At 63.1% G+C, this 26,114-nt stretch carries 27 protein-coding genes and 2 pseudogenes; 12 read left to right on the top strand and 17 right to left on the bottom strand.

The window, feature by feature from the left end:
- The first annotated feature begins 64 nt into the window (after positions 1-64).
- The 4 genes from ACZYHG_RS04605 (at position 65) to ACZYHG_RS04590 (ending at position 5,047) form a co-directional block, all read left to right on the top strand.
- Positions 65-2,143: an acetate--CoA ligase family protein gene (locus ACZYHG_RS04605; RefSeq protein ID WP_027061898.1), complete on the top strand. Its 2,079-nt coding sequence runs from the start codon at positions 65-67 to the stop codon at positions 2,141-2,143.
- Positions 2,136-2,918, top strand: coding sequence for a carnitinyl-CoA dehydratase (locus tag ACZYHG_RS04600; RefSeq protein WP_464612738.1), 783 nt, complete (start codon positions 2,136-2,138; stop codon positions 2,916-2,918). Before ACZYHG_RS04605 ends, ACZYHG_RS04600 begins: the two co-directional genes overlap by 8 nt.
- Positions 2,919-3,134: 216 nt before the next feature.
- Positions 3,135-4,073 carry an alpha/beta hydrolase gene (locus ACZYHG_RS04595; RefSeq protein WP_464612737.1) on the top strand — a complete coding sequence of 313 codons (939 nt, stop codon included), beginning with the start codon at positions 3,135-3,137 and terminating at the stop codon, positions 4,071-4,073.
- Between the two features lie 653 nt (positions 4,074-4,726).
- Positions 4,727-5,047 carry a hypothetical protein gene (locus ACZYHG_RS04590; RefSeq protein WP_464612736.1) on the top strand — a complete coding sequence of 107 codons (321 nt, stop codon included), beginning with the start codon at positions 4,727-4,729 and terminating at the stop codon, positions 5,045-5,047.
- Here the strand turns inward: ACZYHG_RS04590 and dapA are convergent.
- The 8 genes and pseudogenes from dapA to ACZYHG_RS04550 form a co-directional block, all read right to left on the bottom strand.
- The gene (gene dapA, locus ACZYHG_RS04585; RefSeq protein ID WP_464614619.1) at positions 5,006-5,911 is read right to left on the bottom strand and encodes a 4-hydroxy-tetrahydrodipicolinate synthase; all 906 of its coding nucleotides are present in this window, start codon (positions 5,909-5,911) and stop codon (positions 5,006-5,008) included. The two genes, ACZYHG_RS04590 and dapA, sit on opposite strands and share 42 nt — an antisense overlap.
- A complete protein-coding gene (locus ACZYHG_RS04580) occupies positions 5,799-6,383 on the bottom strand; it encodes a hypothetical protein (RefSeq protein ID WP_464612735.1) in 585 nt (194 codons plus the stop codon). Before ACZYHG_RS04580 ends, dapA begins: the two co-directional genes overlap by 113 nt.
- A gap of 38 nt (positions 6,384-6,421) precedes the next feature.
- Positions 6,422-6,643, bottom strand: a complete 222-nt coding sequence (locus ACZYHG_RS04575; protein ID WP_464612734.1) for a hypothetical protein — start codon at positions 6,641-6,643, stop codon at positions 6,422-6,424.
- Between the two features lie 16 nt (positions 6,644-6,659).
- Entirely contained in the window at positions 6,660-6,851 is a 192-nt protein-coding gene (locus tag ACZYHG_RS04570; RefSeq protein WP_464612733.1) for a hypothetical protein, read from the bottom strand.
- Positions 6,852-7,043: 192 nt separating this feature from the next.
- Entirely contained in the window at positions 7,044-8,702 is a 1,659-nt protein-coding gene (locus ACZYHG_RS04565; RefSeq protein WP_464612732.1) for an FAD-binding dehydrogenase, read from the bottom strand.
- 82 nt (positions 8,703-8,784) lie between these two features.
- Positions 8,785-9,771, bottom strand: a complete 987-nt coding sequence (locus ACZYHG_RS04560; RefSeq protein ID WP_464612731.1) for a Gfo/Idh/MocA family protein — start codon at positions 9,769-9,771, stop codon at positions 8,785-8,787.
- 83 nt (positions 9,772-9,854) lie between these two features.
- A pseudogene (locus tag ACZYHG_RS04555) lies at positions 9,855-9,938 on the bottom strand (YceI family protein); the annotation flags it as partial.
- Positions 9,939-9,992: 54 nt separating this feature from the next.
- Entirely contained in the window at positions 9,993-10,883 is an 891-nt protein-coding gene (locus tag ACZYHG_RS04550) for a LysR family transcriptional regulator (protein WP_464612730.1), read from the bottom strand.
- A gap of 182 nt (positions 10,884-11,065) precedes the next feature.
- Between ACZYHG_RS04550 and ACZYHG_RS04545 the strand changes: the two genes are divergently transcribed.
- Positions 11,066-12,061, top strand: a complete 996-nt coding sequence (locus tag ACZYHG_RS04545) for an aldo/keto reductase (protein WP_464612729.1) — start codon at positions 11,066-11,068, stop codon at positions 12,059-12,061.
- A gap of 274 nt (positions 12,062-12,335) precedes the next feature.
- Here the strand turns inward: ACZYHG_RS04545 and ACZYHG_RS04540 are convergent, their stop codons facing one another.
- The 8 genes from ACZYHG_RS04540 to infC form a co-directional block, all read right to left on the bottom strand.
- Positions 12,336-12,938, bottom strand: a complete 603-nt coding sequence (locus ACZYHG_RS04540) for a nucleotidyltransferase family protein (RefSeq protein ID WP_464612728.1) — start codon at positions 12,936-12,938, stop codon at positions 12,336-12,338.
- A gap of 103 nt (positions 12,939-13,041) precedes the next feature.
- Positions 13,042-15,450: a phenylalanine--tRNA ligase subunit beta gene (gene pheT, locus ACZYHG_RS04535; RefSeq protein WP_464612727.1), complete on the bottom strand. Its 2,409-nt coding sequence runs from the start codon at positions 15,448-15,450 to the stop codon at positions 13,042-13,044.
- A complete protein-coding gene (locus tag ACZYHG_RS04530; RefSeq protein ID WP_464612726.1) occupies positions 15,447-15,869 on the bottom strand; it encodes a GFA family protein in 423 nt (140 codons plus the stop codon). The genes pheT and ACZYHG_RS04530 overlap by 4 nt, the downstream gene beginning before the upstream one ends.
- Positions 15,866-16,996, bottom strand: a complete 1,131-nt coding sequence (pheS, locus tag ACZYHG_RS04525; protein ID WP_051429751.1) for a phenylalanine--tRNA ligase subunit alpha — start codon at positions 16,994-16,996, stop codon at positions 15,866-15,868. The genes ACZYHG_RS04530 and pheS overlap by 4 nt, the downstream gene beginning before the upstream one ends.
- Before the next feature lie 112 nt (positions 16,997-17,108).
- On the bottom strand, positions 17,109-17,510 hold the full coding sequence (gene rplT / locus ACZYHG_RS04520) for a 50S ribosomal protein L20 (RefSeq protein ID WP_013528310.1): 402 nt from the start codon (positions 17,508-17,510) through the stop codon (positions 17,109-17,111).
- Between the two features lie 88 nt (positions 17,511-17,598).
- Positions 17,599-17,802 (bottom strand): 50S ribosomal protein L35, encoded by a 204-nt coding sequence (gene rpmI, locus ACZYHG_RS04515; protein ID WP_006201248.1) that lies wholly within the window; start codon positions 17,800-17,802, stop codon positions 17,599-17,601.
- A 182-nt stretch (positions 17,803-17,984) separates the two neighbouring features.
- Positions 17,985-18,635 (bottom strand): methyltransferase family protein, encoded by a 651-nt coding sequence (locus ACZYHG_RS04510; RefSeq protein WP_464612725.1) that lies wholly within the window; start codon positions 18,633-18,635, stop codon positions 17,985-17,987.
- A gap of 179 nt (positions 18,636-18,814) precedes the next feature.
- Complete coding sequence (infC, locus tag ACZYHG_RS04505) at positions 18,815-19,351, bottom strand: translation initiation factor IF-3 (RefSeq protein WP_023772325.1); 537 nt, start codon at positions 19,349-19,351, stop codon at positions 18,815-18,817.
- Positions 19,352-19,573: 222 nt separating this feature from the next.
- On the opposite strand from infC, the gene ACZYHG_RS04500 reads away from it, so the two are divergent.
- The 4 genes from ACZYHG_RS04500 (at position 19,574) to ACZYHG_RS04485 (ending at position 22,965) form a co-directional block, all read left to right on the top strand.
- Entirely contained in the window at positions 19,574-20,362 is a 789-nt protein-coding gene (locus ACZYHG_RS04500) for an alpha/beta hydrolase (protein WP_464612724.1), read from the top strand.
- A gap of 2 nt (positions 20,363-20,364) precedes the next feature.
- On the top strand, positions 20,365-21,507 hold the full coding sequence (locus ACZYHG_RS04495; protein WP_464612723.1) for a benzoate/H(+) symporter BenE family transporter: 1,143 nt from the start codon (positions 20,365-20,367) through the stop codon (positions 21,505-21,507).
- A gap of 117 nt (positions 21,508-21,624) precedes the next feature.
- Positions 21,625-22,107: a DUF2852 domain-containing protein gene (locus ACZYHG_RS04490; protein ID WP_464612722.1), complete on the top strand. Its 483-nt coding sequence runs from the start codon at positions 21,625-21,627 to the stop codon at positions 22,105-22,107.
- Between the two features lie 99 nt (positions 22,108-22,206).
- Positions 22,207-22,965: a M48 family metallopeptidase gene (locus ACZYHG_RS04485; RefSeq protein WP_464612721.1), complete on the top strand. Its 759-nt coding sequence runs from the start codon at positions 22,207-22,209 to the stop codon at positions 22,963-22,965.
- A gap of 3 nt (positions 22,966-22,968) precedes the next feature.
- On the opposite strand, the gene ACZYHG_RS04480 is transcribed toward ACZYHG_RS04485, so the two are convergent.
- The gene (locus tag ACZYHG_RS04480; RefSeq protein ID WP_464612720.1) at positions 22,969-23,217 is read right to left on the bottom strand and encodes a hypothetical protein; all 249 of its coding nucleotides are present in this window, start codon (positions 23,215-23,217) and stop codon (positions 22,969-22,971) included.
- 82 nt (positions 23,218-23,299) lie between these two features.
- On the opposite strand from ACZYHG_RS04480, the gene ACZYHG_RS04475 reads away from it, so the two are divergent.
- The 3 genes and pseudogenes from ACZYHG_RS04475 to trpA all read left to right on the top strand — a co-directional run bounded on the left by ACZYHG_RS04475 (position 23,300) and on the right by trpA (position 26,110).
- On the top strand, positions 23,300-23,959 hold the full coding sequence (locus ACZYHG_RS04475) for a phosphoribosylanthranilate isomerase (protein WP_464612719.1): 660 nt from the start codon (positions 23,300-23,302) through the stop codon (positions 23,957-23,959).
- A gap of 90 nt (positions 23,960-24,049) precedes the next feature.
- Positions 24,050-25,269: pseudogene (trpB, locus tag ACZYHG_RS04470) on the top strand (tryptophan synthase subunit beta).
- A 1-nt stretch (position 25,270) separates the two neighbouring features.
- Entirely contained in the window at positions 25,271-26,110 is an 840-nt protein-coding gene (gene trpA / locus ACZYHG_RS04465) for a tryptophan synthase subunit alpha (RefSeq protein WP_464612718.1), read from the top strand.
- Positions 26,111-26,114: the final 4 nt, after the last annotated feature.

Below are 26,114 nucleotides of genomic sequence, written 5' to 3'. Positions count from 1 at the left end.
CATGATCGCCAAAAGCCGGAGTTCGGCTTTTGGGAGAAAATGATGCTCAAACGAAAAGATGACCATGCATAAACTCGAACGTCTCCTGCGCCCGAAATCGATCGCCGTCTTCGGTGGCGTGCAAGCGGCTGCGGTCGTTGCGCAATCGATCAAGATGGGCTTTGCCGGCGAAATCTGGCCGGTGCATCCGACCAAGGACGAGGTTGCCGGCCGTAAGGCCTATCGCTCCGTCGCCGATCTGCCTGGTGCGCCGGATGCCGCCTTTGTCGGCGTCAACCGGCATCTGACCATCGAGGTCATCAAGGCGCTGGCCGAGCGCGGCGCCGGCGGCGCCGTCTGCTTTGCCGCCGGCTTCCTCGAAACCGAGGCCTATGACGACGATGGCGAGCGGCTGCAAGCCGAACTGGTCGCGGCTGCCGGCCAGATGCCGATCATCGGGCCGAACTGCTATGGCCTGATCAACTATGCCGACGGCGCGCTTCTGTGGCCCGACCAGCATGGCGGCATCCGGCTGGACGAGGGCGGCAAGGGCGTCGCCATCATCACCCAATCATCCAACATCGCCATCAACATGACGATGCAGAAGCGCGGCCTGCCGATCGCCTTCCTGATGACAGCCGGCAACCAAGCGCAGACCGGTCTCTCCGAAATGGCGCTCGGCCTGATCGAGGATGACCGGGTCACGTCGCTCGGCCTGCACATCGAGGCTTTTGACTCCGTAGCCGGCTTCGAGCGGCTGGCGGCACGGGCGCGTGAGCTGAAAAAGCCAATCATCGCCATGAAAGTCGGCCGCTCCGAACAGGCGCGGCAGGCGACCGTCTCGCACACCGCGTCACTGGCTGGCTCGGATGCCGCCTCCGGCGCTTTCCTGAAGCGCCTCGGCATCGCGCGCGTTGATTCCATCCCCTCTTTCATCGAGGCGCTGAAGCTGCTGCACATCACCGGCCCGCTGGCCGGTTACAAGCTCTCCTCGATGAGCTGTTCGGGCGGCGAGGCTTCCGTGATGGCTGACAGTGCCGAAGGGCGCTGGGTCAACTTCCCGGTCCTGACGGAAAAACACCGCGCCCACGTCAAGTCGACGCTCGGGCCGCTGGTCGCGGTCGCCAACCCGCTCGATTACCACACCTTTATCTGGAACAACGAGCCGGCGATGACCGCCACCTTCACCGCCATGGTGTCGGGCGGTTTCGATCTCAACATGCTGGTGCTCGACTTCCCTCGTCCCGACCGTTGCTCGGTCACCGACTGGTGGGCGACGCTGCGCGCCTTCGAATCGGCGCTAAAGACCAACAAGGCGCATGGCGCGATCGTCTCCTCGCTGCCGGAAAACCTGCCCGAGGAATACACCGCCGAACTGATGGCGCGCGGCATGGTGCCATTGTTCGGCATTTCCGAGGCGATGGATGCCGCGGGTGCCGCAGCCTTCATCGGCTGGGCGTGGGCTGAACCGCAGGCGCAGCCGATCGACACCTCTGCTTCCGGTGCTGCCGGCGGCGGTCACGTTACGCCTGATGAGGCCGAGGCCAAGGCACGGTTGATCAAGGCCGGACTGCCCGTGCCGAAGGGTGAGCGGGCCGGCAATGCGGTCGAGGCCGTCATCTCGTCGATGGCGCTCGGCTTTCCCGTCGCTCTGAAAGCACTTGGCGTCGCCCATAAATCCGAGGTTGGCGCCGTCAGGCTCAACCTCAGGGATGCCGAATCCGTCAGCACGGCGGCCCATGATCTGCTGCCGCTCGGTACGGGCCTCTATGTCGAGCGCATGGTGCGCGACGGCGTTGCCGAACTGATCGTCGGCTTCACCAGGGATCCGATGTTCGGCGCTGTCATGACGCTGGGTACCGGCGGCGTGCTGGTTGAACTGTTGCGCGACAGCGTCACGCTGATGCTGCCGGCGACCCGCGAAGACATTGAGGCGGGCTTGCGTGGGCTAAAGCTCTATCCGTTGCTCGACGGCTATCGTGGCCGGCCGAAGGCTGATGTGGCTGCCGCCATCGACGCGATATCAGGCATTGCCGCCTTTGTGCAGAAGAATGCCGGTGAGATCGAGGAACTCGATATCAACCCGCTGATCGTCTGCGCGCAGGGCAAAGGCGCCTGGATCGCCGATGCCTTGCTCGTGCTTGGAGAGAACAAGAATGTCTGACGTTATTTCGACCCGCCGCGAAGGCACCATCCTTGAAGTCACGCTCGACCGGCCCAAGGCCAACGCCATCGACCTCAAGACCTCGCGGCTGATGGGCGAGACCTTCAAGGCGTTCCGCGACGACGCAGACTTGCGTGTCGCCATCGTCAAGACCGCGGGCGACAAGTTCTTCTGCGCCGGCTGGGACCTGAAGGCGGCTGCCGGCGGCGATGCGGTCGATGGCGACTATGGCGTCGGCGGCTTTGCCGGCTTGCAGGAATTGCGCGACCTCAACAAGCCGGTCATTGCTTGCGTCAACGGCATGGCGGTGGGCGGCGGCTTCGAGCTGGCGCTGTCCTGCGACCTTATCTACGCATCAGATCATTCCTCCTTCGCGCTGCCCGAAATCCGCGCTGGCACGCTGGCCGATGCGGCGACGATCAAGCTGCCGAAGCGCATCCCCTATCACGTCGCCATGGATCTCCTGCTGACCGGCCGCTGGATGGATGTCGCCGAGGCGCATCGCTGGGGCCTGGTCAACGAGGTGCTGCCCAAGGAAAAGCTCGAGGAGCGCGTCTGGGAGATCGCAAGGCTGCTCGCCGGCGGCCCGCCGCTGGTCTTCGCCGCGATCAAGGAGACGGCGCGCGTGGCCGAGTCCCTGACCTTCCAGGACGCGATGAACCGCGTGACGCGGCGCCAGTTGGCAACGGTGGATGCGCTCTATGGTTCGGAGGACAATATGGAAGGGTTTCGCGCGTTCGCGGAGAAGCGCGATCCGGTTTGGAAGGGGAAGTGACTCTGCGGAAATGATAGCGCGAAGCACCCCCCTCTGCCCTGCCGGGCATCTCCCCCTCAAGGGGGGAGATTGGCAGCTTTGGACCCGACGCATTTCTTGGGACGTAGGAGATTGGCGAAAGCCTTCGCGACATCTGATCTCCCCCCTTGAGGGGGAGATGTCCGGCAGGACAGAGAGGGGGGACTGGGCGCCATCATCTAAAGTTGGTTACCCTACATGACCGACTACAAAACCCTTATCGACGCCGAGACTTGGGCCTTCATCGAGCGCACCAACTCCTACTATCCTCCCGATACGATCGACTACACGATCACCCAGCAGCGCGCGATCTACGACCGCATGTGCAGGGAATTCTTTGCCGGCTATCCCCAGGGTGTCGCGGTCGAAACTTCTTCCATAGCAACGCCCACCCACCACATTCCGATCCGCATCTACCGCACCGCCCCGCAACCGACAGCAACAGTGCTCTACATCCATGGCGGCGGCTTCATCCTTGGCGGGTTGGACAGCCATGACGATGTCTGCGCCGAGCTCTGCGCCCGCACCGGCTACGAGGTGATTTCGGTCGACTACCGGCTGGCGCCGGAGCATCTGCATCCAGCCGCCTTCGACGATGCGATCAGCGCCTTCGCATGGGCTGCGTCCACCCGCGATCGTCCCATCCTGCTCTGCGGCGACAGCGCCGGCGGCAATCTCTGCGCCGCCGTCAGCCACGCCACGCGCGGCCACGCGAAACGGCCGATCGGCCAGGTGCTGATCTATCCCGGCCTCGGCGGCGACCGCTCGACAGGGTCCTACGTGACACACGCCGAAGCGCCGATGCTGACCAGACGCGATCTTGAATTCTACAAGCACATCCGCACCGGTGGCGCGGACCGGGCCGGCGACGTAACGCTCTCGCCGCTCGCCGACACCGACTTTACCAACTTGCCGCCGACGGTGCTGATCACCGCGCAGTGTGACCCGCTGTCTTCAGACGGCGAGACCTATCGTGACCTTGTCATCGCCGCGGGCGGGCTCGCCACCTGGTTCGAGGAGCCGGGCTTGGTGCACGGCTATCTCAGGGCCCGACACACGGTCGGTCGCGCCCGCGAAAGTTTCACGCGGATCGTCGATGCGGTGGCAGCGCTCGGACGGGGCGCCTGGCTCTGGTGAGCGTTTTCCCTATCCTGTGAGTTGGGCATGCTTGGATAGGTACGCGTAATGCAGGTGCAATGCAGGCGGTGCAGACCACGCTGGGTTTGACCGACAGCAGGACATCACAGACATGACCAGGTTCGCAAGCGCGTTGGCGCTCATCATCTGCGCTGCGGCGCTCAGCGCATGCGTAGACACGGACGACTATCGCGACCGCCCCTGGCGCGACCATCATTGGCGCGACCGTGATCACAGACCCGACAGGCCATGGCGCCCCGACAGACCCGATCGTCCGGACAGACCAGGCAGGCCTGATCGTCCGGACAGACCCGACTGGCCGGACAGACCGGATCGTCCAGACAGGCCCGATCGACCAGACAGGCCCGATAGGCCGGATCGGCCTGATTGCGGCGGACCAGCAATCGATTGCGCGCCAGTACCCGACATACAACTTGGCGCCCCGGACTGCGGCGGCGGCCCGGCGACGACACCGTCGCCCGACTGTATCGAGCCGGGCCGTCCGCGCCGGAATCCCTGACGGAGGGCGGGGCATATGCGGCCTTTATATTTAAGGCCAAAACCTGCTCTCGAATTCCTATGCAGCCAGCGACTATGTAATTCCGAGCCGCCGCTTGACTGGCGACCGGACCAACAGCTGGCTTCAGACGACCATGAGATTACATTCAGTCTGGCTGACCTCAAGGGCCAGCCGCAGGGTGCCGACGGAGTATTTCGTCCTGGCAAACCTCAAGGAAGAAGGGGCGATCATCGGCCGACTCGCCGGCCACCCGATCGCCGACACAGTCGTCGATGCAAGAGGCCGGCGATACAATTTTGTCGGTGTTGCAACACGCGACGCCAGTGGACGCTTCGATGTCGAAGCGCTCCGGGCTGGCGAATGGATCGTCCAGCCCGGACTGGTCTATGCCGCTGATGGCAAGGCGTCTCCGTCAAAGCCGCCACGGCGCGGGCGAGGCCTGCACCGCTCTTGATTGCGCGACGCCGGGGATGCTTCCGGACAGAGCCTGCATGGCTTCCCGTATGGCGGTTTCGGTTTCAGGGCGAACAGCTGTCATCGGCAAGCGGACATCCGGGCTCATGCCCAGCGCCAGGCTGAGCGCATATTTGACCGGCACGGGATTGCTTTCCAGCTCAAGCGCCGCGATCAGCGGCCGTAAGCGGTGATGGATGGCCCGCGCGGTGTGGTGGTCGCCCTGCCGGCACGCATCATGCATCTCGACGCACAGTCGCGGAGCGACATTGGAGACCACCGAGATCGTTCCGCGCCCGCCCATCGTGTTGAAGCCGAACGCGGTTGCGTCATGGCCGGAGAGGCAGATGAAGCGGCGCCTGAGCACAGCCGGAAGCGAGGATAGCCGGCTCACATCGCCGGTGGCGTCCTTGATGCCGATAATGGTCGGAATCTGCGCCAGCCGTTCGATCGTCTCCTCGGACAGGTCGACGCCGGTTCGCGCTGGCACATTGTAGACGATGATCGGTATCCTGACCTTGGCCGCGACCGATTCGAAATGGCGAAAGATCCCTTCCTGGCTCGGCCTGTTGTAGTAAGGCGTCACGATCAGGGCGGCGTCGGCGCCAAAGGCTTCGGCGGCTGTCGAAAAGGCGATCGTCGTCTCTGTGCTGTTGGTTCCGGTGCCGGCAATGATCGGCACCCTGCCGCCGGCGATTTTCACACACAGCGCGATGATGTCGAGGCGCTCCTCCCACGACAGGGTAGGGGCCTCACCTGTGGTGCCGCATGGGACCAGCCCGTTGATCCCTTGTTCGATCTGCCAGCGCAACAGTGCGGTCAGCTGCTTCAGATCGACCTCGCCGTCGGTGAACGGCGTTACCAGCGCGGTCATCGCTCCGGTCAGGCGCATTCGGGCTTGTTCTGGGGTCATGGCAATCAGAGTCTCCTGGATGAATTTCTGGGTGCACCGTTTTCATGAGGTGCGAGGAAAGCAGGGCCGACAGCAGCGCGGCGGCCAGATCGATGTGGTCCGCTTCGATTGTAGGGGCCTTAGCCGTTGTTCTTGGCGGTGTGATTTGAACGGAGCAAAACCAGCGCTCGCCGACCCTGCCGATGGCCGACACTGAACGCCCCGGCTTCGACAAGGTGACGAGCAGGAGGACGGCTTCGAGCATGGCGCCAGCCTCCATCAGACCGGCAAACCGGCGGCCTTGCCGGGACGACCTGACGAGCGACAGGGCGCGCGCCGCCTCCCAAAGCTGGTGCTCAAGCAGCCTGCCGACATGCGGCAGGCGATCAAGCAATCCGGCGAGATCGGCGCCGTTGGGCTCAGCAATGGTGTTGGAATTGTCCATGGCCAGATCGTTCCGATCAGTTCGGAACCGGGCGCGGCTCAATTGAACAGGGAAAGCCGCATACTTGCCGGGGCGAAGTGTATCGCTCCGGCGCGATGGCCGCTTTCCATCGTGGCGAAACGGACAGCGGAATTCTTGTCGGCAAAAACGCCGCCGGTCAGGCCTTCTTCGTCGCGTGCGATCCAGTGGCCTTCACCATCACGTCCGACGACGAAGCGGTGAAGGGCATTTCCGTCAGGAGGAATAGGGGAGCTTTGCATGGTTATCTCCTGTCTCTCAGGAAAGCTGGGCAGCGATCGCGGCGGCAGCCAGCAAGGCGCCGACGACCAGGAGCCACCATGTCGGTGTGAACGGCGCGACCAGGCTGACCGGCGCGCGATTGCCGTTGGCGGCACGCCTGATCTGTTCGACCTGCGACGCCGGCAACGGACGATGGGTGGGCAGATAGAGCCCGTCTGAGAGGAACATCGAAGACTTCCTTCTTCCTGGTACTGCCGCCACAAGGTGGCGGCCGCCTGCAGCGGCTCAGGACCGGCTGCACTCAGAAAGATAAAAGCATCGGCATTTGTATTCGAGGCGGGCGAAATCTGAAAAATATAAAAAAGTCATATGTTTATCGCACGGGCGTATAGGACCACAGGCGACGGTGATGGCTTCGTTTCACGCCACCGAGGCCGCTGCTGCCCGGCCGGCGCTGCGGCCGGAAAAGATGCAGCCGCCGAGGAACGTACCCTCCAGTGCCGCATAGCCATGTACGCCGCCGCCGCCGAATCCGGCGGCTTCGCCGACGGCATAGAGCCCGGGCACCGGCTGGCCATCGGCACCCAGCACGCGGCTGTCGAGATCGGTCTGCAGGCCGCCGAGCGTCTTGCGCGTCAGGATGTTGAGGCGCACCGCGATCAGCGGGCCGTTTGCCGGGTCGAGCATCTTGTGCGGCTTGGCCGTGCGGATGAGCCTGTCACCGAGATAGGCGCGCGCACCGCGCAGCGCGGTGATCTGCATGTCCTTGGAGAATGGATTGTCGAGTTGCCTGTCGCGGGCGCGGATTTCGCGTTCCACCTGGGCAAACTCAAGCAGCGGTTCGCCGCCGGCCAGTGCGTTCATGCGCGCCACCAGCGTCGACAGATCGGCCTCGACAATAAAGTCCTCGCCCTTCTCCATAAAGGCCTTCACAGGGCCGGGAATACCCGAAGTGGCGCGGCCGAGCACCTGGCGCCAGCTCTTGCCCGTCAAATCCGGGTTCTGCTCGGAGCCCGACAGCGCGAACTCCTTCTGGATGATCTTCTTGGTCAGGATGAACCAGGAATAATCGAAGCCGGTGCTCATGATGTGGTTGAGCGTGCCCAGCGTGTCGAAGCCGGGATAGAGTGGCACAGGCAGGCGTTTTCCACGCGCGTCGAGCCACAGCGAGGACGGGCCAGGCAGGATGCGGATCGCATGGTCGGTCCAAATCGGCGCCCAGTTCTTGATGCCCTCGACATAGTGCCACATGCGGTCGCGGTTGATGATCGAGCCGCCGGCCGCTTCGGTGATTGCCAGCATGCGGCCGTCGACATGGTCGGGCACGCCGGTGATCATCCGCGTGGGTGCTGCGCCCAGCCGCTCGGGCCAGTTTTCCCGCACCAGCTGATGGTTGGCGCCGATACCGCCGGAGGCGACAATCACCGCTTGCGCATGCAGCTCGAAATCGCCTGATATTTCGCGCGAGCTCTTATGGCCGCGCTCGACCGTGCTCGGCTCGAGGATATCGCCACGCACGCCGGTCACGACAGCGCCCGTCCGCGTCAGTTCATTGACCCGGTGGCGGAATTTGAAGCTGATCAATCCACGCATCTGCGCCTCACGCACGCGTAGGACAAAGGGCTCGAGCACGCCGGGGCCGGTGCCCCAGGTAATGTGGAATCTGGGCACCGAATTGCCATGGCCGATGGCATTGCCGCCGCCACGCTCGGCCCAGCCGACGACCGGAAAGAATTTCAGGCCGCGCTGCAGGAGCCATGGGCGTTTCTCGCCGGCGGCGAAGCCGACATAGGCCTCGGCCCATTTGCGCGGCCAGAAATCCTCAGGCCGGTCGAAGGCGGCGGTTCCCATCCAGTCCTCGAGCGCCAGATCATGCGCATCGCGGATACGCATGCGCCGCTGTTCGGGTGAATCAACGAGGAAAAGCCCACCGAACGACCAGAAAGCCTGGCCGCCCAGCGACTGCTCCGGCTCCTGGTCGACGATGATGATTTTCTTGCCGGCCTCGGCAAGTTCGGCGGCGGCAACCAGCCCGGCAAGGCCGGCACCGACTATGATCACGTCCGCGTCGTCAGCCATTTGTCCTCCCAGGATTAGCCGGCTAACGCAATTCCAGGAAAGTGTGAGCGGTTTTACGTCCGGAATTGCGTCAAACTAAGGTTTAGACAGCCTCCCAGCCGTCCTTGCCGCCGGCGCGGAAGATGGCGTCGATGACCTTCTGGTTAAGCACGGACTCCTCCAGCGTGAAGACACGCTCCTTGCCGCCCTGTGCCGTGCGCGCGAAGGTCTCGACCTCCAGCCGGTACTGCTGGGTGCCTGGGAAGCGAAACACTTGTGCTTCGGTGTGGTTCTGGTTGTGCAGTTCGACGCGGTGATGGTCGTAGAGTCCGGCATTGAAGGGCGAGAACACCTCGATGAAACCCTTCTCGCCGTGGAACACCATCACCTGGCGCGCCGCCATCTGCGTCGACAGATAGAAGGACAGTTCGAAATCGCCGAAATCGGCGCGGATCGAGGAGTAGATGTCGGTACCGAATTTCTTGTCGCGCTCGATCGTCGCCTGCACACGGCTAGGCTCCTTGCCGGTCGAAAACCGCGTCGACACGGTCGGGTAGACGCCGATATCGGGCAGCGCGCCGCCGCCGAGGTCGAGCTGGTTGCGCATGTTGTTGGGGTCGACATTGTAGTAGGAGAACGCGCCCTGCACATGGCGCAGGCGGCCGATGGCGCCACTGGCAATGAGGTCGCGCACCTTGATCCATTGCGGGTGGTAGATGACCATGAAGGCTTCGCAGACCAGCACTTTCTTGGCGTCGCGCAACTTGATCAGGGGGAGAATATCCTTGGCATCGAGCGCCAGCGGCTTTTCGACCAGCACATGCTTGCCGGCTTCGATTGCTTTCGCCGTCCATTCGACATGCTGCGAGGTCGGCAGCGGAATGTAGACGCCGTCGACGTCTTTCGAGGCAAGCAGTTCCTCATAGGAGCCGAACGCATGACGCGCGCCGAAGCGCTCGGCCAAGGCCTTGGCCTTCGACAGGTCGCGGCTGGCGATGGCCGACAGCACGCCGTTCTCGGCCTCGACCATTGCCGGCAACAAATGCTCGCGGCCGATCTTGGCCGTCGACAGAACACCCCATCGGAACATCACGCTTCTCCCTATCGATTACATCAGGGAGATTTGCCTGAAATCTGCGGAAAAGCCAATGACTGGAGGCTGACCCTTGGTCAGCGCGATCTCAGCACCTTGCCGGTGACATGGAATTTGATCGTGCCGCCCTTGAGGCCGCCAAGCTCGGCGGTGAATTTGTCGATACGGGTCGAGCTTCTTTCCAGCGGCCTTCACCCTCCACCTTGCGGGCGGGTGGGCTAGCGGCCTGTCTTGAAGAAATCCACAAACGCTCTCAGCGCCGGCCGCATCTGCCGGCGGCTGGGATAATAGACAAAGAACCCCTCGAAAGACGGGCACCAGTCCTCCAGCACGCGGATCAGCCTGCCGTCGGCGAGCGGCCCCCGTACATAAGGCTCGAAGACGAAGGCAAGTCCTGCGCCGTCGACCGCCGCTTGCGCGATCAGATGGTCCTCGTCGAGGATCAGCGGCCCTTGCGCCGCGATCTCGATCTCCTCGCCGCCCTTTTCGAATTCCCAGCGGTAGAGGATGCCGCTGGAGAAGCGGAAGCGGATGCAGCGATGGTCGGCGAGGTCGCGCGGATGATGCGGTCTGGGCATGGCCTCGAAATAGGATGGCGCGCCGACCACCGCGCCGCGCATGTCCGGCCCGATGCGCACCGCGATCATGTCGCGCTGCAGGCTCTCGCCAAGCCGCACGCCGGCATCGAAACCACCTTCCACCACATCGGTGAAGCGGTCCTCGATGACGATCTCCAGAACGATGTCGGGATAGGCCCTGGCAAAGGCGCCAAGCCGCGGCGTCAGCACCAGATGCGCTGCCGTGCGCGGCACGCTGAGCCTGAGATTCCCGGCTGGCCGGTCACGCGATTCGACCGCCGTCTCCAGCGCCAGGTCGATCTCGGAAAGCGCCGGCCGCAATCGCTCCAGCAACTGCGCGCCTTCCTCGGTCGGCGCAACGCTGCGCGTGCTGCGTGCCAAAAGCCGCACGCCAAGCCGCGCCTCCAGGCTGGACACCGCATGGCTGACCGCCGACGGCGCGATGGCCAATTCCCTGGCCGCGCCGCGAAAGCTGCCGCACTGGGCAACGGTTGCCAGAACCGCCAGCTGCGAAAGATGTGCTCGATTCATTGATCTATTTCTTAGAACACCCCGTGCTCAGAAGAGCCGATTATCGAACACAACGCAAGACGCTATCTCATGCTGCATGTCGCCCAAAAGTGCTCTGCGGTTTTGGGGCAACGACATGCACAAGGACAAGACTTAAAGCGCGTCGCAGACGCCCTTTAAGCATCACAACACGGAGACGCGTGATGCAAACCCGCAAACTAGGAACTGAACTGAACGTCTATCCCGTCGGCCTCGGCTGCATGGGCATGAGCTTCGCCTATGGCGGTCAGCCGGAGGCCGAAGCGATCGCCACGCTGCACCGCGCCGTCGAGATCGGCGTCAACTTCTTCGACACGGCGGAAGTCTATGGCCCCTACGAAAATGAGATCCTGCTCGGTAAGGCGCTGAAGTACGTTCGGAACAAGGTGACCATCGCCACGAAATTCGGCTTCAAGATTCTGGAGGAAGGCACGGGCCTCGACCGCATGGCTGGCGTCGACAGCCGCCCCGAGCACGTCAAGGCTGTTGCCGAAGCCTCGCTGAAGCGGCTGGCTACCGATGTCATCGACCTCTACTACCAGCACCGTGTCGACCCCAACGTGCCGATCGAGGACACGGTCGGCGCCATGGCCGAGCTGGTGCGCGAGGGCAAGGTACGCGCGCTCGGCCTGTCGGAGGCAAGTGCTGCGACCATCCGCCGGGCGCATGCGGTGCATCCGATCGCGGCCGTGCAGAGCGAATATTCGCTGTGGACCCGTGACCCGGAAGACGACGTGTTCGCCGTCTGCCGCGAACTCGGCGTCGGTTTTGTTCCCTATAGCCCGCTCGGCCGTGGCCTGCTGACGGGCACGATCGCCAAACCCGAAACGCTTGATGACGGCGATTGGCGCCGGACCTTGCCGCGCTTCCAGGCCGAGGCCATGGAAGCCAATGCCAAGGTTATTGCCACGCTGGAAAAGCTGGCAGCTGAAAAGGGCGTCACCTCAGCGCAGCTGGCCCTGGCCTGGGTGCTGCATCAGGGCGACTTCATCGTCCCGATCCCCGGCGCGCGAAAGATCCGCCATCTCGAGCAGAACACGGCGGCGGCTGCAATTGAACTGAGCGGAGCCGAGGTGGCGGCGATCGGTCACGCGTTGTCGCCGGACAAGGTGATGGGGAAGCGCTACACCGAGGAGTTGTTGGCGCTGGTGAATGGGTGAGCCGGGAGCGGCTGAACAATCGAAAGGGGCGCTTCGGTGCCCCTTTTTTGCATGTCGCGTGGCTAAGGAGGTGCGGGACGTTGGCGCGAGGCACCCCCCTCTGTCCTGCCGGACATCTCCCCCGCAAGGGGGGAGATCGGATGTCGTCGCTGCTTTCGCTAAATCACCAAAGTTGCAGGAGGAGGGAGAAGGCCGAAGCTGCCAATCTCCCTCCTTGCGGGGGAGATGGCCGGCAGGCCAGAGGGGGGTGCCTCGCCCCGACATTCCGGCAATCCTACCAAGGCACCACCGAAATCTCCGTCCAGTTCTCCTGGGCCCGCTTACCCTTCGCCTCATGCGTCCGCTGATTGTCCAGCACCCGGTTCGGCGTGATGCGAAACGAAAAAATGTCGTCCAGCCCAAACGGCGCCACCAACTCCAATGCTCGGTCGCGGCCGTACCGCACCCCGACCGCATGCGTCTTCGAAGCAAAATAGCTGACGGATTGACTGGCACTGACGTACCGCGGGCACGGCTGGCCGAACTTCTGCGGATACCACAGATGCACCCGGGCCTGGTTACGCACCTCGACCGGCAATGCCAGCCCCTCGAAATGCTCCGCTGCCTGGCGAATGACCGCATCCTCGGCCTCGTAAGACAGATCATCGCCATCGAAGTAGAAGAGATCGACGTCCTTGATGCCGTAACCCGACGGCTTGCCGGTCAGATGGTTCCAGACGCTGTTGTAAAGCACGCCGGATACGACCAGCCAGTCCGGCAGAGCCAGCGCGTGAGCCCGTACCAGCGCGTCGCGGACGAGCGGATCCCCCGACACGATGTCGAGAAACGCCACACGTTGTGCTTCGAACGGGAGCCCGGAATAGCGCAGATGGTCCATCGCCCCTTGGAGGACGATTCGCCATCTGCTCGCAAGTTTCGGAGCAATTCCAGGAAAAGTGTAAGACGGTTTTCCGTCAGGAATTGCGTCAAAACAGAGAGTTCTACCCGCGCAGAATCCCGCCTGTCTGCTTGCCGACATTCTCGATGATGCGCTTGGCGAGCGATTCGAAATCCTCGTCGGTCAGCGTCTTCTCGACCGGCTGGATCGACACCTCGATGGCGATCGATTTTTTTCCCTCGCCGAGCGCCGCGCCCTCGAAGATGTCGAAGACCGAGACGCCCGTGATCAGCTTCTTGTCGGCGGCCAATGCGGCGCGCACCAGGGTGCCGGCCTCGACCGTTTTGTCGACGACGAAGGCGAAGTCGCGCTTCACTGCCTGGAAAGCGGAGAGTTCCAGCTTCGGCTTGGTCTTGGTCGGCTTGGCCTTCGGCTCGGGCACAGCATCGACGAACACTTCGAAGCCGCACAGCGGTCCGGAGACATCGAGCCCTTCCATTGTCTTCGGATGGAACTCGCCGAACGTGCCGAGCACGGTCTTCGGCCCGAGCTTGATCGTGCCGGAACGGCCGGGATGGTACCAGGCTGGGCCGCCCGCCTCGATCTGCAGTCGGTCGATCGGCGCGCCGCAGGCTTCGAGCGCCGCGATCGCGTCGGCCTTGGCATCGAACACACCGACGGGGCCGGAATTGCCGGCCCAGTTGCGGCCGGAGCCGTCGAGCTTGGCAGTGCCGCGGCGCACGCCGGCGGCAACGCGCCGCTGCTGGTCGGCGCCGTCGCCCTCATAGGTGCCGGACACCTCGAACAGCGCCACATCGCCAATTCCCTTGTCGGCATTGCGCTGGGCAGCCGCGATCAGCCCCGGCAGCAGCGACGGCCGCATATCCGACATGTCGGCGGCGATCGGGTTGGCAAGCTTCAGCGCCGTCTGGCCGCCGCCGAACAGTTCGGCGTGTTTGGCCGGGATGAACGACCAGGTGACGGCTTCCATCATGCCGCGCACGGCAAGCGCCCGCTTGGCGGTGCGGGTGCGGACCTGCAGCGTAGTCAGGATCTTGGAATTGACCGCATCATGTGCGCCGAGCGGCTGCGGCGCGATATTGTCGACGCCATGGATGCGCATCACCTCTTCGACAAGGTCGGCCTTGCCATCGACATCGGGGCGCCAGGACGGCACCGCCACATCGACGACATCGCCGGAGCCCTGCGGCTTGAAGCCAAGGCGCGACAGGATGTCGAGGCTTGTCGAGCCCGGCACCTCGATTCCGGTCAGCCGCTTCACTTCCGACAATGGGAAAGAAACGATCTTGGGTGTGTGACCGGCATAGCCGACGACCTCGGTCTCGGTTGGCTCGCCACCGCAGAGATCGAGCACCAGCCTGGTCGCCAGCTCGACGCCGGGGACCATGAATTCGGGGTCAACGCCGCGCTCGAAGCGGTAGCGGGCATCGGTGATGATGCCGAGCGTGCGCCCGGTGCGGGCGGTTGTGATTGGGTCCCAAAGCGCCGATTCGATCAGCACGTCCGTCGTGTTTTCGTCGCAGCCGGAATGCTCGCCGCCCATGACGCCGGCGATCGACTCGACGCCATTGTCATCTGCAATAACACATATCTCAGGCGTCAGTGTGTATTCGCGCCCGTCGAGCGCCAGCACCTTCTCGCCGTCGCGCGCGCACCGCACGACGAGGTTGCCGGCAACCTTCTTGGCATCGAACACATGCAACGGCCGGCCGCGATCGAAGGTGACGTAGTTGGTGATGTCGACCAGCGCGCTGATCGGCCTCAGCCCAATGGCGATCAGCCTCTGCTGCAACCATTTCGGCGAGGGGCCGTTCTTCAAGCCCTTGACCAGCCGCAAGGCGAAACCGGGGCAAAGCTCCGGCGCCTCGATCGTCACCTTGATCGGCGTCTTGCCCTTGCCGGGGATTGCCGCGACGGCCGCACTTTTCAGTGTGCCGAGCCCGCTCGCCGCCAGATCCCGGGCGATGCCGTAGACGCTGGTGGCATCAGGCCGGTTCGGCGTCAGATTGATCTCGATCAGCGGATCGTCGAGATGCGCATAGGCGGCGAAGCTGGTGCCGACCGGTGCATCCTCGGGCAAATCGATGATGCCATTGTGCTCATCGGACAGCTCCAGCTCGCGCTCGGAACACATCATGCCATGGCTCTCGACGCCACGGATCTTGCCGACCGTCAGCGTCACGTCGATGCCGGGCACATAGGCGCCGGGCGCGGCAAAGGCGCCGATCAGACCGGCGCGGGCATTGGGCGCACCACAGACCACCTGGACGGGCGGCTTGCCGTTGCCTGTATCGACGGTCAGCACGCGCAGCCGGTCGGCATCGGGATGCTGCACCGCTGTCAACACCTTGGCGATGACGAAGGGTTTCAGGCTCGACTTGTCGTCCACATGCTCGACTTCGAGGCCAATCGACGTCAGCCGCTCGACAATCTCGTTGAGCGAGGCATCGGTCTCGAGATGATCCTTGAGCCAGGAGAGGGTGAATTTCATTGGATTGTTCCGTCTGGTCTTTTGACGCTTGTTTTCAGATGTCTCGGCAGCTCGTCGGACATATGCAGGAAAGGAAGCTGCTCGCTGACATAGGCATGCTGCGTCGGTTCGAAATCGGCCGGCATGTCCATCGCACCGAGCATGAAGTAGATATCGTCTTCAAGCCGGTCGTCGACATAGGCGATCGGCGAACCGCAGATGCCGCAGAACGAGCGCGTCACAGGGCCGTTCTCGTACATCTTCAGCGCCTTGCCCGTAAACGCCACCTTGTCGATCAGCAAGCCGACAAACGCCGATACCGGCGCGCCGCTCGCCCGCCGGCAATCGCCGCAATGGCAATAGCTGACGTGGTGCGGTTCGACGGAAGCCTCGAACCGCACGGCGCCGCAGCGGCAGCCGCCGATATGGAGCGCTGTCACGCGCTCAACCCGCCGAACAGGGTCGGCATGTCGAGCGGCCGGAAGCCGTAATGCGACAGCCAGCGTACGTCGGCGTCAAAGAAGGCGCGCAGGTCCGGCATGCCGTATTTCAGCATGGCGATACGGTCGATGCCCATGCCCCAGGCAAAGCCCTGATACTCGTCCGGGTCGAGCCCGCCGGCGCGCAGCACATTGGGATGCACCATGCCGCAGCCGAGGATCTCCATCCAGTCGGAGCCTTCGCCAAAGCGCACCTCGCCGGGCCGCGAGCGGTCGCACTGGATGTCGACCTCGAGGCTTGGCTCGGTGAACGGGAAGAAGGACGGCCGGAAGCGCATCTTGACCGAGGGCACCTCGAAAAACGCCTTGCAGAACTCTTCCAGCACCCACTTCATGTTGGCGACGTTAGCCGTCTTGTCGATCACCAGGCCCTCGACCTGATGGAACATCGGCGAGTGCGTGGCGTCGGAATCCTGCCGGTAGGTCTTACCCGGAATGACGATGCGGATCGGCGGCTTCTGCTTCTCCATGGTGCGGATCTGCACGGGCGAGGTGTGGGTGCGCAAAAGCTTGCGCTCGCCCTTCTCGTCCGGCTGGAAGAAGAAGGTGTCGTGCATTTCGCGCGCCGGATGCCCCTCGGGGAAATTCAGCGCAGTGAAATTGTAATAGTCGGTCTCGATATCGGGACCTTCGGCGATGGCGAAGCCGAGATCGCCGAAGATCGCTGCGATCTCGTCGATGACCTGGCTGATCGGATGGATGCGGCCGCGTTCGGCCGGCGACTGCCGCACCGGCAGCGTCACGTCGACCTTTTCAGCGGCAAGGCGGGCGGCGATCGCCACGTCCTTGAGTTCGGCCTTGCGGGCCGTCAGCGCCTCGGTGACGCGGTTCTTGAGCCCGTTGATGACGGGGCCCTTGAGCTGGCGCTCCTCGGCGGTCATGGCGCCGAGCGTCTTCAGCATCTCGGACACGGTGCCCTTCTTGCCGAAGGCAGCGATGCGCACGGCTTCGATGGCCGGCTCATCGGCTGCCGACGCGATGTCGGCCAGCAGTGAAGCTTCCAGGGTTTCAAGATTTCCAGCGGTGGCGTTCACGGCGAAACTCTCTCGATCGGCGACCGGCACCATTTTGGTTTCGGTGTCACCATTTTGGTTACATCAGGCATAAGAAAAACCCGCGCCAGCCGTGCCAGCGCGGGTTCCCCAAATCAGAATTGCGAATGCTTGGGAAGCGCTGGTCTTAGGCGACAGCGCTTTCAAAAGCGTTCGGCGTGGTGTTCTTCAGATATTCGAGCGCGACCTTGGCCTTGGCGACCAGGGCTGCGAAAGCCTGCGGCTCATGGATGGCCATGTCCGACAGGATCTTGCGATCGATCTCGATGCCCGACTTGTTGAGGCCGTCGATGAAGCGGCCATAGGTCAGGCCATGCTCGTGCGTCGCGGCGTTGATGCGCTGGATCCACAGTGCGCGGAACGAGCGCTTGCGGTTCTTGCGGTCGCGGTAAGCGTACTGCAGTGACTTTTCCACCGCCTGCTTGGCGATGCGGATGGTGTTCTTGCGGCGGCCGTAAAAGCCTTTCGCGGCTTTCAGGACCTTCTTGTGCTTGGCGTGCGAGGTGACGCCTCTCTTTACGCGTGCCATGTCATGATCTCCTTAAAAGCAATTCCAGGTGCCTGGCGGCGTTCCGTTCCGAATTGCGTAAAACTGATGCGTGTCCGGACCGAATGCCTTAGAGGCCGTTCGGCAGAAAATTCTTGATGACCTTCTTGCCATCCGGTTCAGCCAGAACCATCGTGCCGCGGGCATTTCGAATGAACTTGTTGGAACGCTTGATCATGCCGTGACGCTTGCCGGCCGCAGCCGACAGGACTTTACCCGTACCTGTGATCTTGAACCGCTTCTTGGCGGCCGATTTGGTCTTCATCTTGGGCATTTTGCTACTCCGTCTAGTTGGCGCACTATCGCGCTTCTTGTTCGCTTCAGGCCGACCAAAGCCCGAAAAGCAAATGAAACCGCCACGGCATGCCCTGCCGGGCGGTTTTCTTGAACGGCGGTCCTATACGTCAAAGATAGCCAGCGCGCAACACCTGAAGCCGTGCGACGCTGTGTCCCCGGTCAGGGCAGGGTGAACCAGACCGGCAGCATGCCCGACAGTTGCGCGCCGTCGATCAGTTCGAAGGCGGGCAGCGCGATCAGGAACACCAGCCCATCGAGCAGCGTGGTGAGCAGCAGGCGCGGCTTGAAACTGCCGGTATCGCCTTCCTCGTAGAGCGAGAGCTTGGGAAAGAAGCGTGGCACCTTGTCCAGATAGGCCTGGTAGGGCGCGCCGAGCGCCACCTTGAGGAATTTTTCCTCGCGCAGGATGACGATGTGGAAGGCGCCCGCGCAAAGCAGCGCGAACAGGATGATGCCCGAGAACGAGCCGATCTGGGCGCCAACGCCGGCCGCGGCCACGGTCGAGAAAACATAGAGCGGGTTGCGGGTGATCGAGTAGGGCCCGCCCGTCACCACTTCCGACGATTTGCGCCCGCCTATGTAAAGTGTCGCCCAGAGGCGCCCGACAATGCCAAGGAAAATCAGCAGCACGCCAAACATCTCGATCGATTCATGCACCGGCGTATTCGGCGGAAAGGTCGATTGTCCGAACAGCAGCGCCAGGAACAGAACGACCACGAGCACGGCAAGCACCAGCCGGCGCATTTGCTGGTAGTTGCCCAGTTCGTGCGTGGCGGGCTTGGCATTCGGGGATTTTACGTCTTCGACCATGTCAGGAATCCGATCGTCGAGAAGCTGAGCCGGCGATCGCAGCTTTTGCTGGCAAACAGGCGTCCCGCCAATCGCCGGGACGGCCTGTAACACAATTCAGGAGGATTTTGCGCGAGATGACCACGCCTAACCTTAACGTGACCACGCCGTGATCTGATGCATGTCGCCGGCGGCGCGCTTCAGCGCGGCGCCAGCACCATCATCATCTGGCGGCCTTCAAGCTTCGGCTCCGCCTCGACCTTGGCAATGGTCGCCACTTCCTCGCGCACCTTGTTCAGAAGCTGCATGCCGAGCTCCATATGCGCCATCTCACGACCACGGAAGCGAAGCGTCAGCTTGACCTTGTCACCTTCCTCGAAGAAGCGGCGAACCGCCTTCATCTTGGTCTCATAGTCGTGGCTGTCGATGTTCGGGCGCATCTTGATCTCCTTGATCTCGATGACCTTCTGGTTCTTGCGCGCCTCGGCCGCCTTCTTCTGGTTGGCGTATTTCAACTTGCCGAGATCGAGGATCTTTACGACGGGGGGCACCGCATTGGGCGATATCTCGACCAGATCGAGCCCGGCCTCTTCGGCCAGCAGCAATGCGTCGTTGATTGAAATATCGCCGCGGTTCTGGCCATCGGCGTCGATAAGCTGGACCCGGGGAACCCGGATATCACGGTTGGAGCGCGGCCCATCCTTGGTCGGCGCCGCTGCTTTGAAAGGTCTGCGAATGGTCGTGGTCTCCTTGGCCGTTTCGTTCCGGGTTTTGTCGGTCTGATGTCTGGACGCGCCAATGTGGTGAGCGCGCGGGCGGAGTCAATAGCACAGCATTGACAGAAAATCACCCTGATCACTGGCCTGTACCAAACAAAGAAGCAGCGCGAGCACTTTTCGCCACGCCTGTGGCTGTGTCACAAGAACCCCATGCCAAAAGAGGGGCCTGAGGAAATAGCCATGACCGCCACGCCCCCAACCTTTCTCGATGTCCCAATCTTTCTGGATGTTGGGGGATCGCGCATTGCGGTGCGCCATACGGCTGGCTCGGCGCCGGGCATCGTCTGGCTCGGCGGCTACAAGTCGGACATGCTGGGCACGAAAGCCGAGACGCTGTCGGACTGGGCGGCAAAAGAGGGCCGTGCCTTTCTGCGCCATGACTATTCCGGCCACGGCGAATCCGGCGGTGCGTTTGCCGACGGTACCATTTCGACATGGCTATCGCAAAGCCTTGCCGTGTTCCGGCATTTCACCAGCGGCAGCCAGATCCTGGTCGGCTCCTCGATGGGCGCCTGGATCGCGCTGCGCATGGTGCAGGAATTGCGCAAGGCGGGCGATGCCAGAATCGTTGGCCTTGTGCTGCTGGCGCCGGCGCCGGATTTTACCTCTGAGCTGGTCGAACCGGTGCTGACCGAGGCGCAGAAGCGAGACCTTGCTGAAAAAGGCTTCTTCGCCGAGCCATCCGACTATTCCGCCGAGCCCTATATCTACACGCGTGCGCTGATCGAGGACGGGCGCAACAACCGGGTGATGAGCGGCCCGATCGACACGCATTGCCCGGTCCACATCCTGCAGGGCCTGGCCGATGCGGACGTGCCGTCGAGCCATGCATTGAAACTGGTCAGCCTGCTGCCCGCCGACGATGTCACCCTGTCGCTTATCCCTGATGGCGACCATCGCCTGTCGCGGCCGCAGGACCTCGACATGCTGCTGCGGGCGGTCGGTGACATGGCCGGGCGGAGCAGCTGACGATGCGCCTTTCCATCCCGATCTCGGCCTTTGTCGCGGCCATCGTCGGCTTCGGCGGCACGCTGGCCATCGTCATCGCCGCCGCTCATGCGGTCGGTGCGACACAGGTTCAGACGGCAAGCTGGGTGACGACCATTTGCCTGGCCATGGCGATCGAGAGCCTGTGGCTGTCCTGGCGCACGAAAATGCCTGTCATCACAGCCTGGTCGACGCCGGGCCTGGCGCTGATGGCGGCATCGAGCGGCTTTTCGATCGGCGAGGCAGTCGCCGCCTTCATCGTCACCGCCATCCTGCTGATCGCCACCGGCCTGTTTCGGCCCTTGACGCAATTGATCTCCAGAATACCGCCCTCGGTCGCTTCCGGAATGCTGGCCGGCATCGTCGTCACCTTCGCCATCAATGCGGTCAAGACCATTCCTGTCGACCCGTGGCTGATCCTGCCTCTGATCGCGGCCTTCTTCATTATTCGCCTGTTCAACCCGGCGCTGTCCGTGTTGGCGGTGCTGGTCGGTGGCGGTCTCGCCGCGTTTCTCACCGGCCGCGTCGGCGGCCTGCCGACACCCGAACTGTCGACGCTGACGCTGATCACACCTGATTTCACCGCCAAGGCGATCATCGGTCTGGCGCTGCCGCTCTACCTCGTCACCATGGCTTCACAGAACCTGTCCGGTCTCGCCGTGCTGCGCGCCGCCGGCTATCACCCCGAGCCCGGCCCGTTGATCGGCATCACCGGCCTGTTTTCGCTGCTGTCGGCGCCGTTCGGCGGCTCGACCACCAATCTGGCGGCGATCTCGGCGGCGATCTGCACCGGGCCGGACGTCCACCCCGACCCCGCCGAGCGCTGGAAGACCGGCCCGTTCTATGCGCTCGCCTATCTCATCTTCGCGATTTTCGGCGCCTCGCTGGTGGCGATCTTCGCCGTCCTGCCGCAGAGCCTGATCGTGCTGGTGGCGGGTCTGGCGCTGATGGCGTCGCTCGCCAACGCGCTGGCGATCGCGCTGAAGGACGAGGGCGACCGCATGGCCGCCACCGTCACCTTCGTCGTCACCGCCTCCGGGCTGACACTGTTCGGCGTCGGCGCCGCATTCTGGGGGCTGATTGCCGGGCTGGTCGTGCTTTTCCTCGATATGCTTAAAAAGCGATAATCATTTCAAACCCTTGTCCGGTTTTGGCCGGCATTGTCTTGAATCGCCGTTTTCTCTTTCCCATTTCGATTCCACGCAGCCGGGTTTGGCTGTCTCCAACCGAAGGAATGGGAGAAAATGAACACATCTGCATTGATCCGCCCAGCCTGGACGCCGGCGACCATCGCGTTGATGGTGATCGGTTTCATGGTGTTCTGGCCGCTCGGCTTCGCCATGCTCGCCTACATCATCTGGGGCGACCGGCTCGACGGTTTCAAGCGTGACGTCAACCGCGCCACAGACGGCATCTTCGCCGGCTGCCGTCGTGGTTCCGACAAGGCCGCGCGCTGGGGCAATGGCTCCGCTCGCACCGGCAACGTCGCGTTCGACGACTGGCGCGAAAAGGAACTTGAGCGCCTGAATGAAGAGCGCGCCAAGCTCGACGAGATGCTGACGCAGTTCGACGACTATGCCCGCGAATTGCGCCGCGCCAAGGATCAGGACGAGTTCGATCGCTTCATGGCGAACCGCAACAAGTCGACCGCGCCGGCCAAGACCGATCCGAGCACCGGAACGACCACCACCAAGCGTGGCAAGGGTTCGAACCTGCTTGACGACTAAGGCCCGGCGACAGGGCCTGACGTAAAAAACGGCGTCGCGCGAGCGGCGCCGTTTCTTTTTTGTTCTAGTCGTTTTTCTCGAATCGCGTATCGTCCCGCCATGACCATCGGATTCTTCCGCAATCTGACAAAGCCCAAACCCACGCCTGTCGTCGAGCGTGAGTATTGTGTCGCCGGCCGCACGCTGCCGCTCAAGATCGTCGAGAGCGCCAGGGCACGACGCCTGACGTTGCGTATCGATTCCGGCGGCCAGGGCCTGCGCATCACCGTGCCGCCGGGCCTGCGTCGCGGCGAGGTGGACAGGTTCCTCGAACGCCACCAGGACTGGCTGGAACAGCGCCTGGCCAAGGTGCCGACGCGCCCGCAGGTACGGCCGGGCATCAAGATTCCGGTGCGCGGTGTGGCGCATCGCATCGTTCACGAACCGTCAAAGCGCGGCACCGTCACCATATCGCGCGACGAGCGCGGCCCGCTCCTGATCGTGTATGGCGACCGCATACATCTCCCGCGCCGCATCGCCGATTTCCTGAAGCGCGAGGCCAAGAAGGAGATCGAGAAGCTGGTGATCAAACACACCGAGGCACTCGGCAAGCGCGCCAAGGCGATCCGCTACAAGGATACGTCCAGCCGCTGGGGCTCCTGCACCTCCGAAGGCAATCTCTCCTTCTCCTGGCGCATCATGATGGCGCCGCAGCCTGTTATAAACTACCTCGTCGCGCATGAGGTGGCGCATCTCAAGGAGATGAACCACGGGCCGAAATTCTGGAAATTGTGCGAAAAACTCTGTCCCGACACCGACCGCTGCAAGGACTGGCTGAAGCGCAACGGCGGCGCGCTGCAGGCGATCGTGTTCGAGTAGTTCTCAATCGTCGTTCGCGGCGTTAAGCTCATCCGGCCGCAAACCCTCATCGCCATGATGTGGCCAAGGCAAGAAATTTCCGTCGAAGGCATCGCCACCGAAATAATCGAGCGCCCGGTGCGCTTCGGCACCGTTGAAGGCCGCCTTGTCCATCAGATGGGCGATCACCTCACGGGCTTGCGCGATTTTCTGTTTCAGTTCGGCAACGGTTCTGTCGGCCATGCTTTTACTCCCGCCTTGCATCCACTTCATCAATAGGTAGCGCCTTTGGCCTTGCCGGCAAACAGCATGCTTTTTCTCGACTCTTGGAGCTTTTCGTGCCAATTCCCGCGCCATGGCGCTCGATATCAAAATCTGCGGCTTGAAGACCGACCAGGCAATGGCCGCGGCCCTGGCTGGCGGTGCCAGCCATGTCGGCTTTATTTTCTTTGCGAAAAGCCCCCGCTATGTCGAGCCGGCGGAAGCCGGGCGTCTGCGCGAAGCGGCGCGGGGCAAGGCTTTGGCGGTCGCTGTCACGGTCGACGCCAGTGACGCCTTCCTCGATGAGATCGTCAAGGCCATGCAGCCCGATATGCTCCAGTTGCACGGGTCGGAAACACCTGAGCGGGTGGCCGAACTGAAGGCCCGCTACGGCCTGCCGGCGATGAAGGCGCTGCCGCTCAGCGAGGCTGCCGATCTGGACCGGATCAAGCCGTTCGTCGGCGTCGCCGACCGCTTCCTGTTCGACGCCAAGCCACCGAAGGGCTCCGTATTGCCGGGCGGCAACGGCGTCGCCTTCGACTGGCGCATCCTTGCCGGCCTTGACGCCGGCGTCGATTACATGCTTTCCGGTGGGCTCAACGCCGCCAACATCGGCGATGCCCTTCGGCTTGCCAATCCGCCCGGAATAGACATTTCCTCGGGCGTGGAAAGCGCCCCGGGCGTCAAGGATCCGGCGCTGATCGAACAGTTTTTCCGGGCCGTCCGGGCAGCACGCGACGACCGCGCCGCCTGAACGGTTTTCCAATCAGAGCATGTCCCGGAAGAGTGGTATCCGGTTTTCCGATGAGGACATGCTCAAAACATAGCAGTTAGGAGATCGGCGATGAACAAGCCGGCGACACCCAATTCCTTCCGCACCGGACCTGACGAGCAAGGCATGTTCGGCATGTTTGGCGGCCGTTTCGTCGCCGAAACCTTGATGCCGCTGATTCTGGACCTCGAAAAGCACTGGACCTTCGCCAAGACCGACCCGGCCTTCAAGGCCGAGGTCGAGCATCTCAACAAGCACTATACCGGCCGGCCCAGTCCTCTCTATTTCGCCGAAAGGCTGACCCAGCATCTCGGCGGCGCAAAAATCTATTTCAAGCGCGACGAGCTCAACCACACCGGCTCACACAAGATCAACAACTGCCTTGGCCAGATTCTGCTGGCCAAGCGCATGGGCAAGACGCGCATCATCGCCGAGACCGGCGCTGGCCAGCACGGCGTTGCGTCGGCGACAGTTGCCGCGCGCTTCGGCTTGCCTTGCGTGGTTTACATGGGTGCGACCGACGTGCAGCGTCAGGCGCCTAACGTTTTCCGCATGAAGCTGCTCGGCGCCGAGGTGGTGCCGGTAACTTCCGGTCACGGCACATTGAAGGATGCCATGAACGAGGCGCTTCGCGATTGGGTGACGAATGTCGACGACACCTACTACATGATCGGCACCGCCGCGGGTCCGCACCCCTATCCCGAGATCGTGCGGGAGCTGCAGTCGGTCATCGGCCGCGAGGCCAAGGAGCAGATGCTGGAGGCGGAAGGCCGGCTCCCGGACCTGCTTGTCGCAGCGGTGGGCGGCGGCTCAAACGCCATCGGGCTGTTCCATCCGTTCCTCGACGACACGGATGTGAAGATCGTCGGCGTCGAAGCCGGCGGCAAGGGCCTTGATGGCGACGAGCACTGTGCGTCGCTTACCGCCGGTTCGCCTGGCGTTCTGCACGGCAACCGCACCTACCTGCTGCAGACGTCCGACGGCCAGATCATGGAAGGCCATTCGATCTCGGCCGGCCTCGACTATCCCGGCATTGGCCCGGAACATTCGTGGCTGAAGAATCCAATCGTGTCGAATACGTGCCGATCATGGATTCGGAGGCACTCGAGGCGTTCCAGTTGCTGACCCGGCTGGAGGGCATCATTCCGGCGCTGGAACCGGCGCATGCGCTGGCCGAGGTGATCAAGCGCGCGCCGAAGATGGGCAAGGATCAGATCATCGTCATGAATTTGTGCGGCCGCGGCGACAAGGACATTTTCACTGTCGGCAAAATTCTGGGGATGGAGCTTTAGGATGACCACCCGCATCGATCGCCGCATGGCGAAACTCAAGGCCGAAGGCAGGCCGGCGCTCGTCACCTATTTCATGGGCGGCGACCCGGACTACGACACCTCGCTGTCGATCATGAAAGCCCTGCCGGGCGCCGGCAGCGATGTCATCGAACTCGGCATGCCGTTTTCCGATCCGATGGCTGACGGCCCGGCGATCCAGGCGGCGGGCCTGCGCGCACTGAAAGCTGGCCAGACCCTCGTGAAGACGCTGAAGATGGCGTCGGATTTCCGCGCCGGCGACAATGAAACGCCGATCGTGCTGATGGGCTATTACAACCCGATCTACGTCTACGGCGTCGACCGCTTCCTGAGCGACGCGCTGGCCAGCGGCATTGACGGGCTGATCGTCGTCGACCTGCCGCCTGAGATGGACGAGGAACTCTGCATTCCGGCACTGAAAGCCGGCATCAACTTCATCCGCCTGGCAACGCCGACCACCGACGACAAGCGCTTGCCCAAGGTGCTGCAGAACACATCCGGCTTCGTCTACTACGTGTCGATGACCGGCATCACCGGCTCGGCGCTGGCCGACACCGGCAAGGTGGCGGCGGCGGTCAAGCGCATCAAGGGCCATACCGACCTGCCGGTCTGCGTCGGCTTCGGCGTCAAGACAGCGGAGCAGGCGCGCGTGATCGGCGCCAATGCCGATGGCGTCGTCGTCGGCACGGCGATCGTCAATGCGGTCGCCAACGTGCTGGGGCCAAATGGCGAAAAGACTGCCGACCCGGCCGAGGCCGTGGCCACGCTGGTCAGCGGCCTGGCGCAAGGCGTGCGCCAGGCCCGCCTTGCTGCCGCCGAATAGTTCT

The organism is Mesorhizobium subarcticum (genome assembly GCF_055456085.1).
Note: the sequence above shows the minus strand (reverse complement) of the source record. Positions and strands in the feature narration are given on the sequence as shown.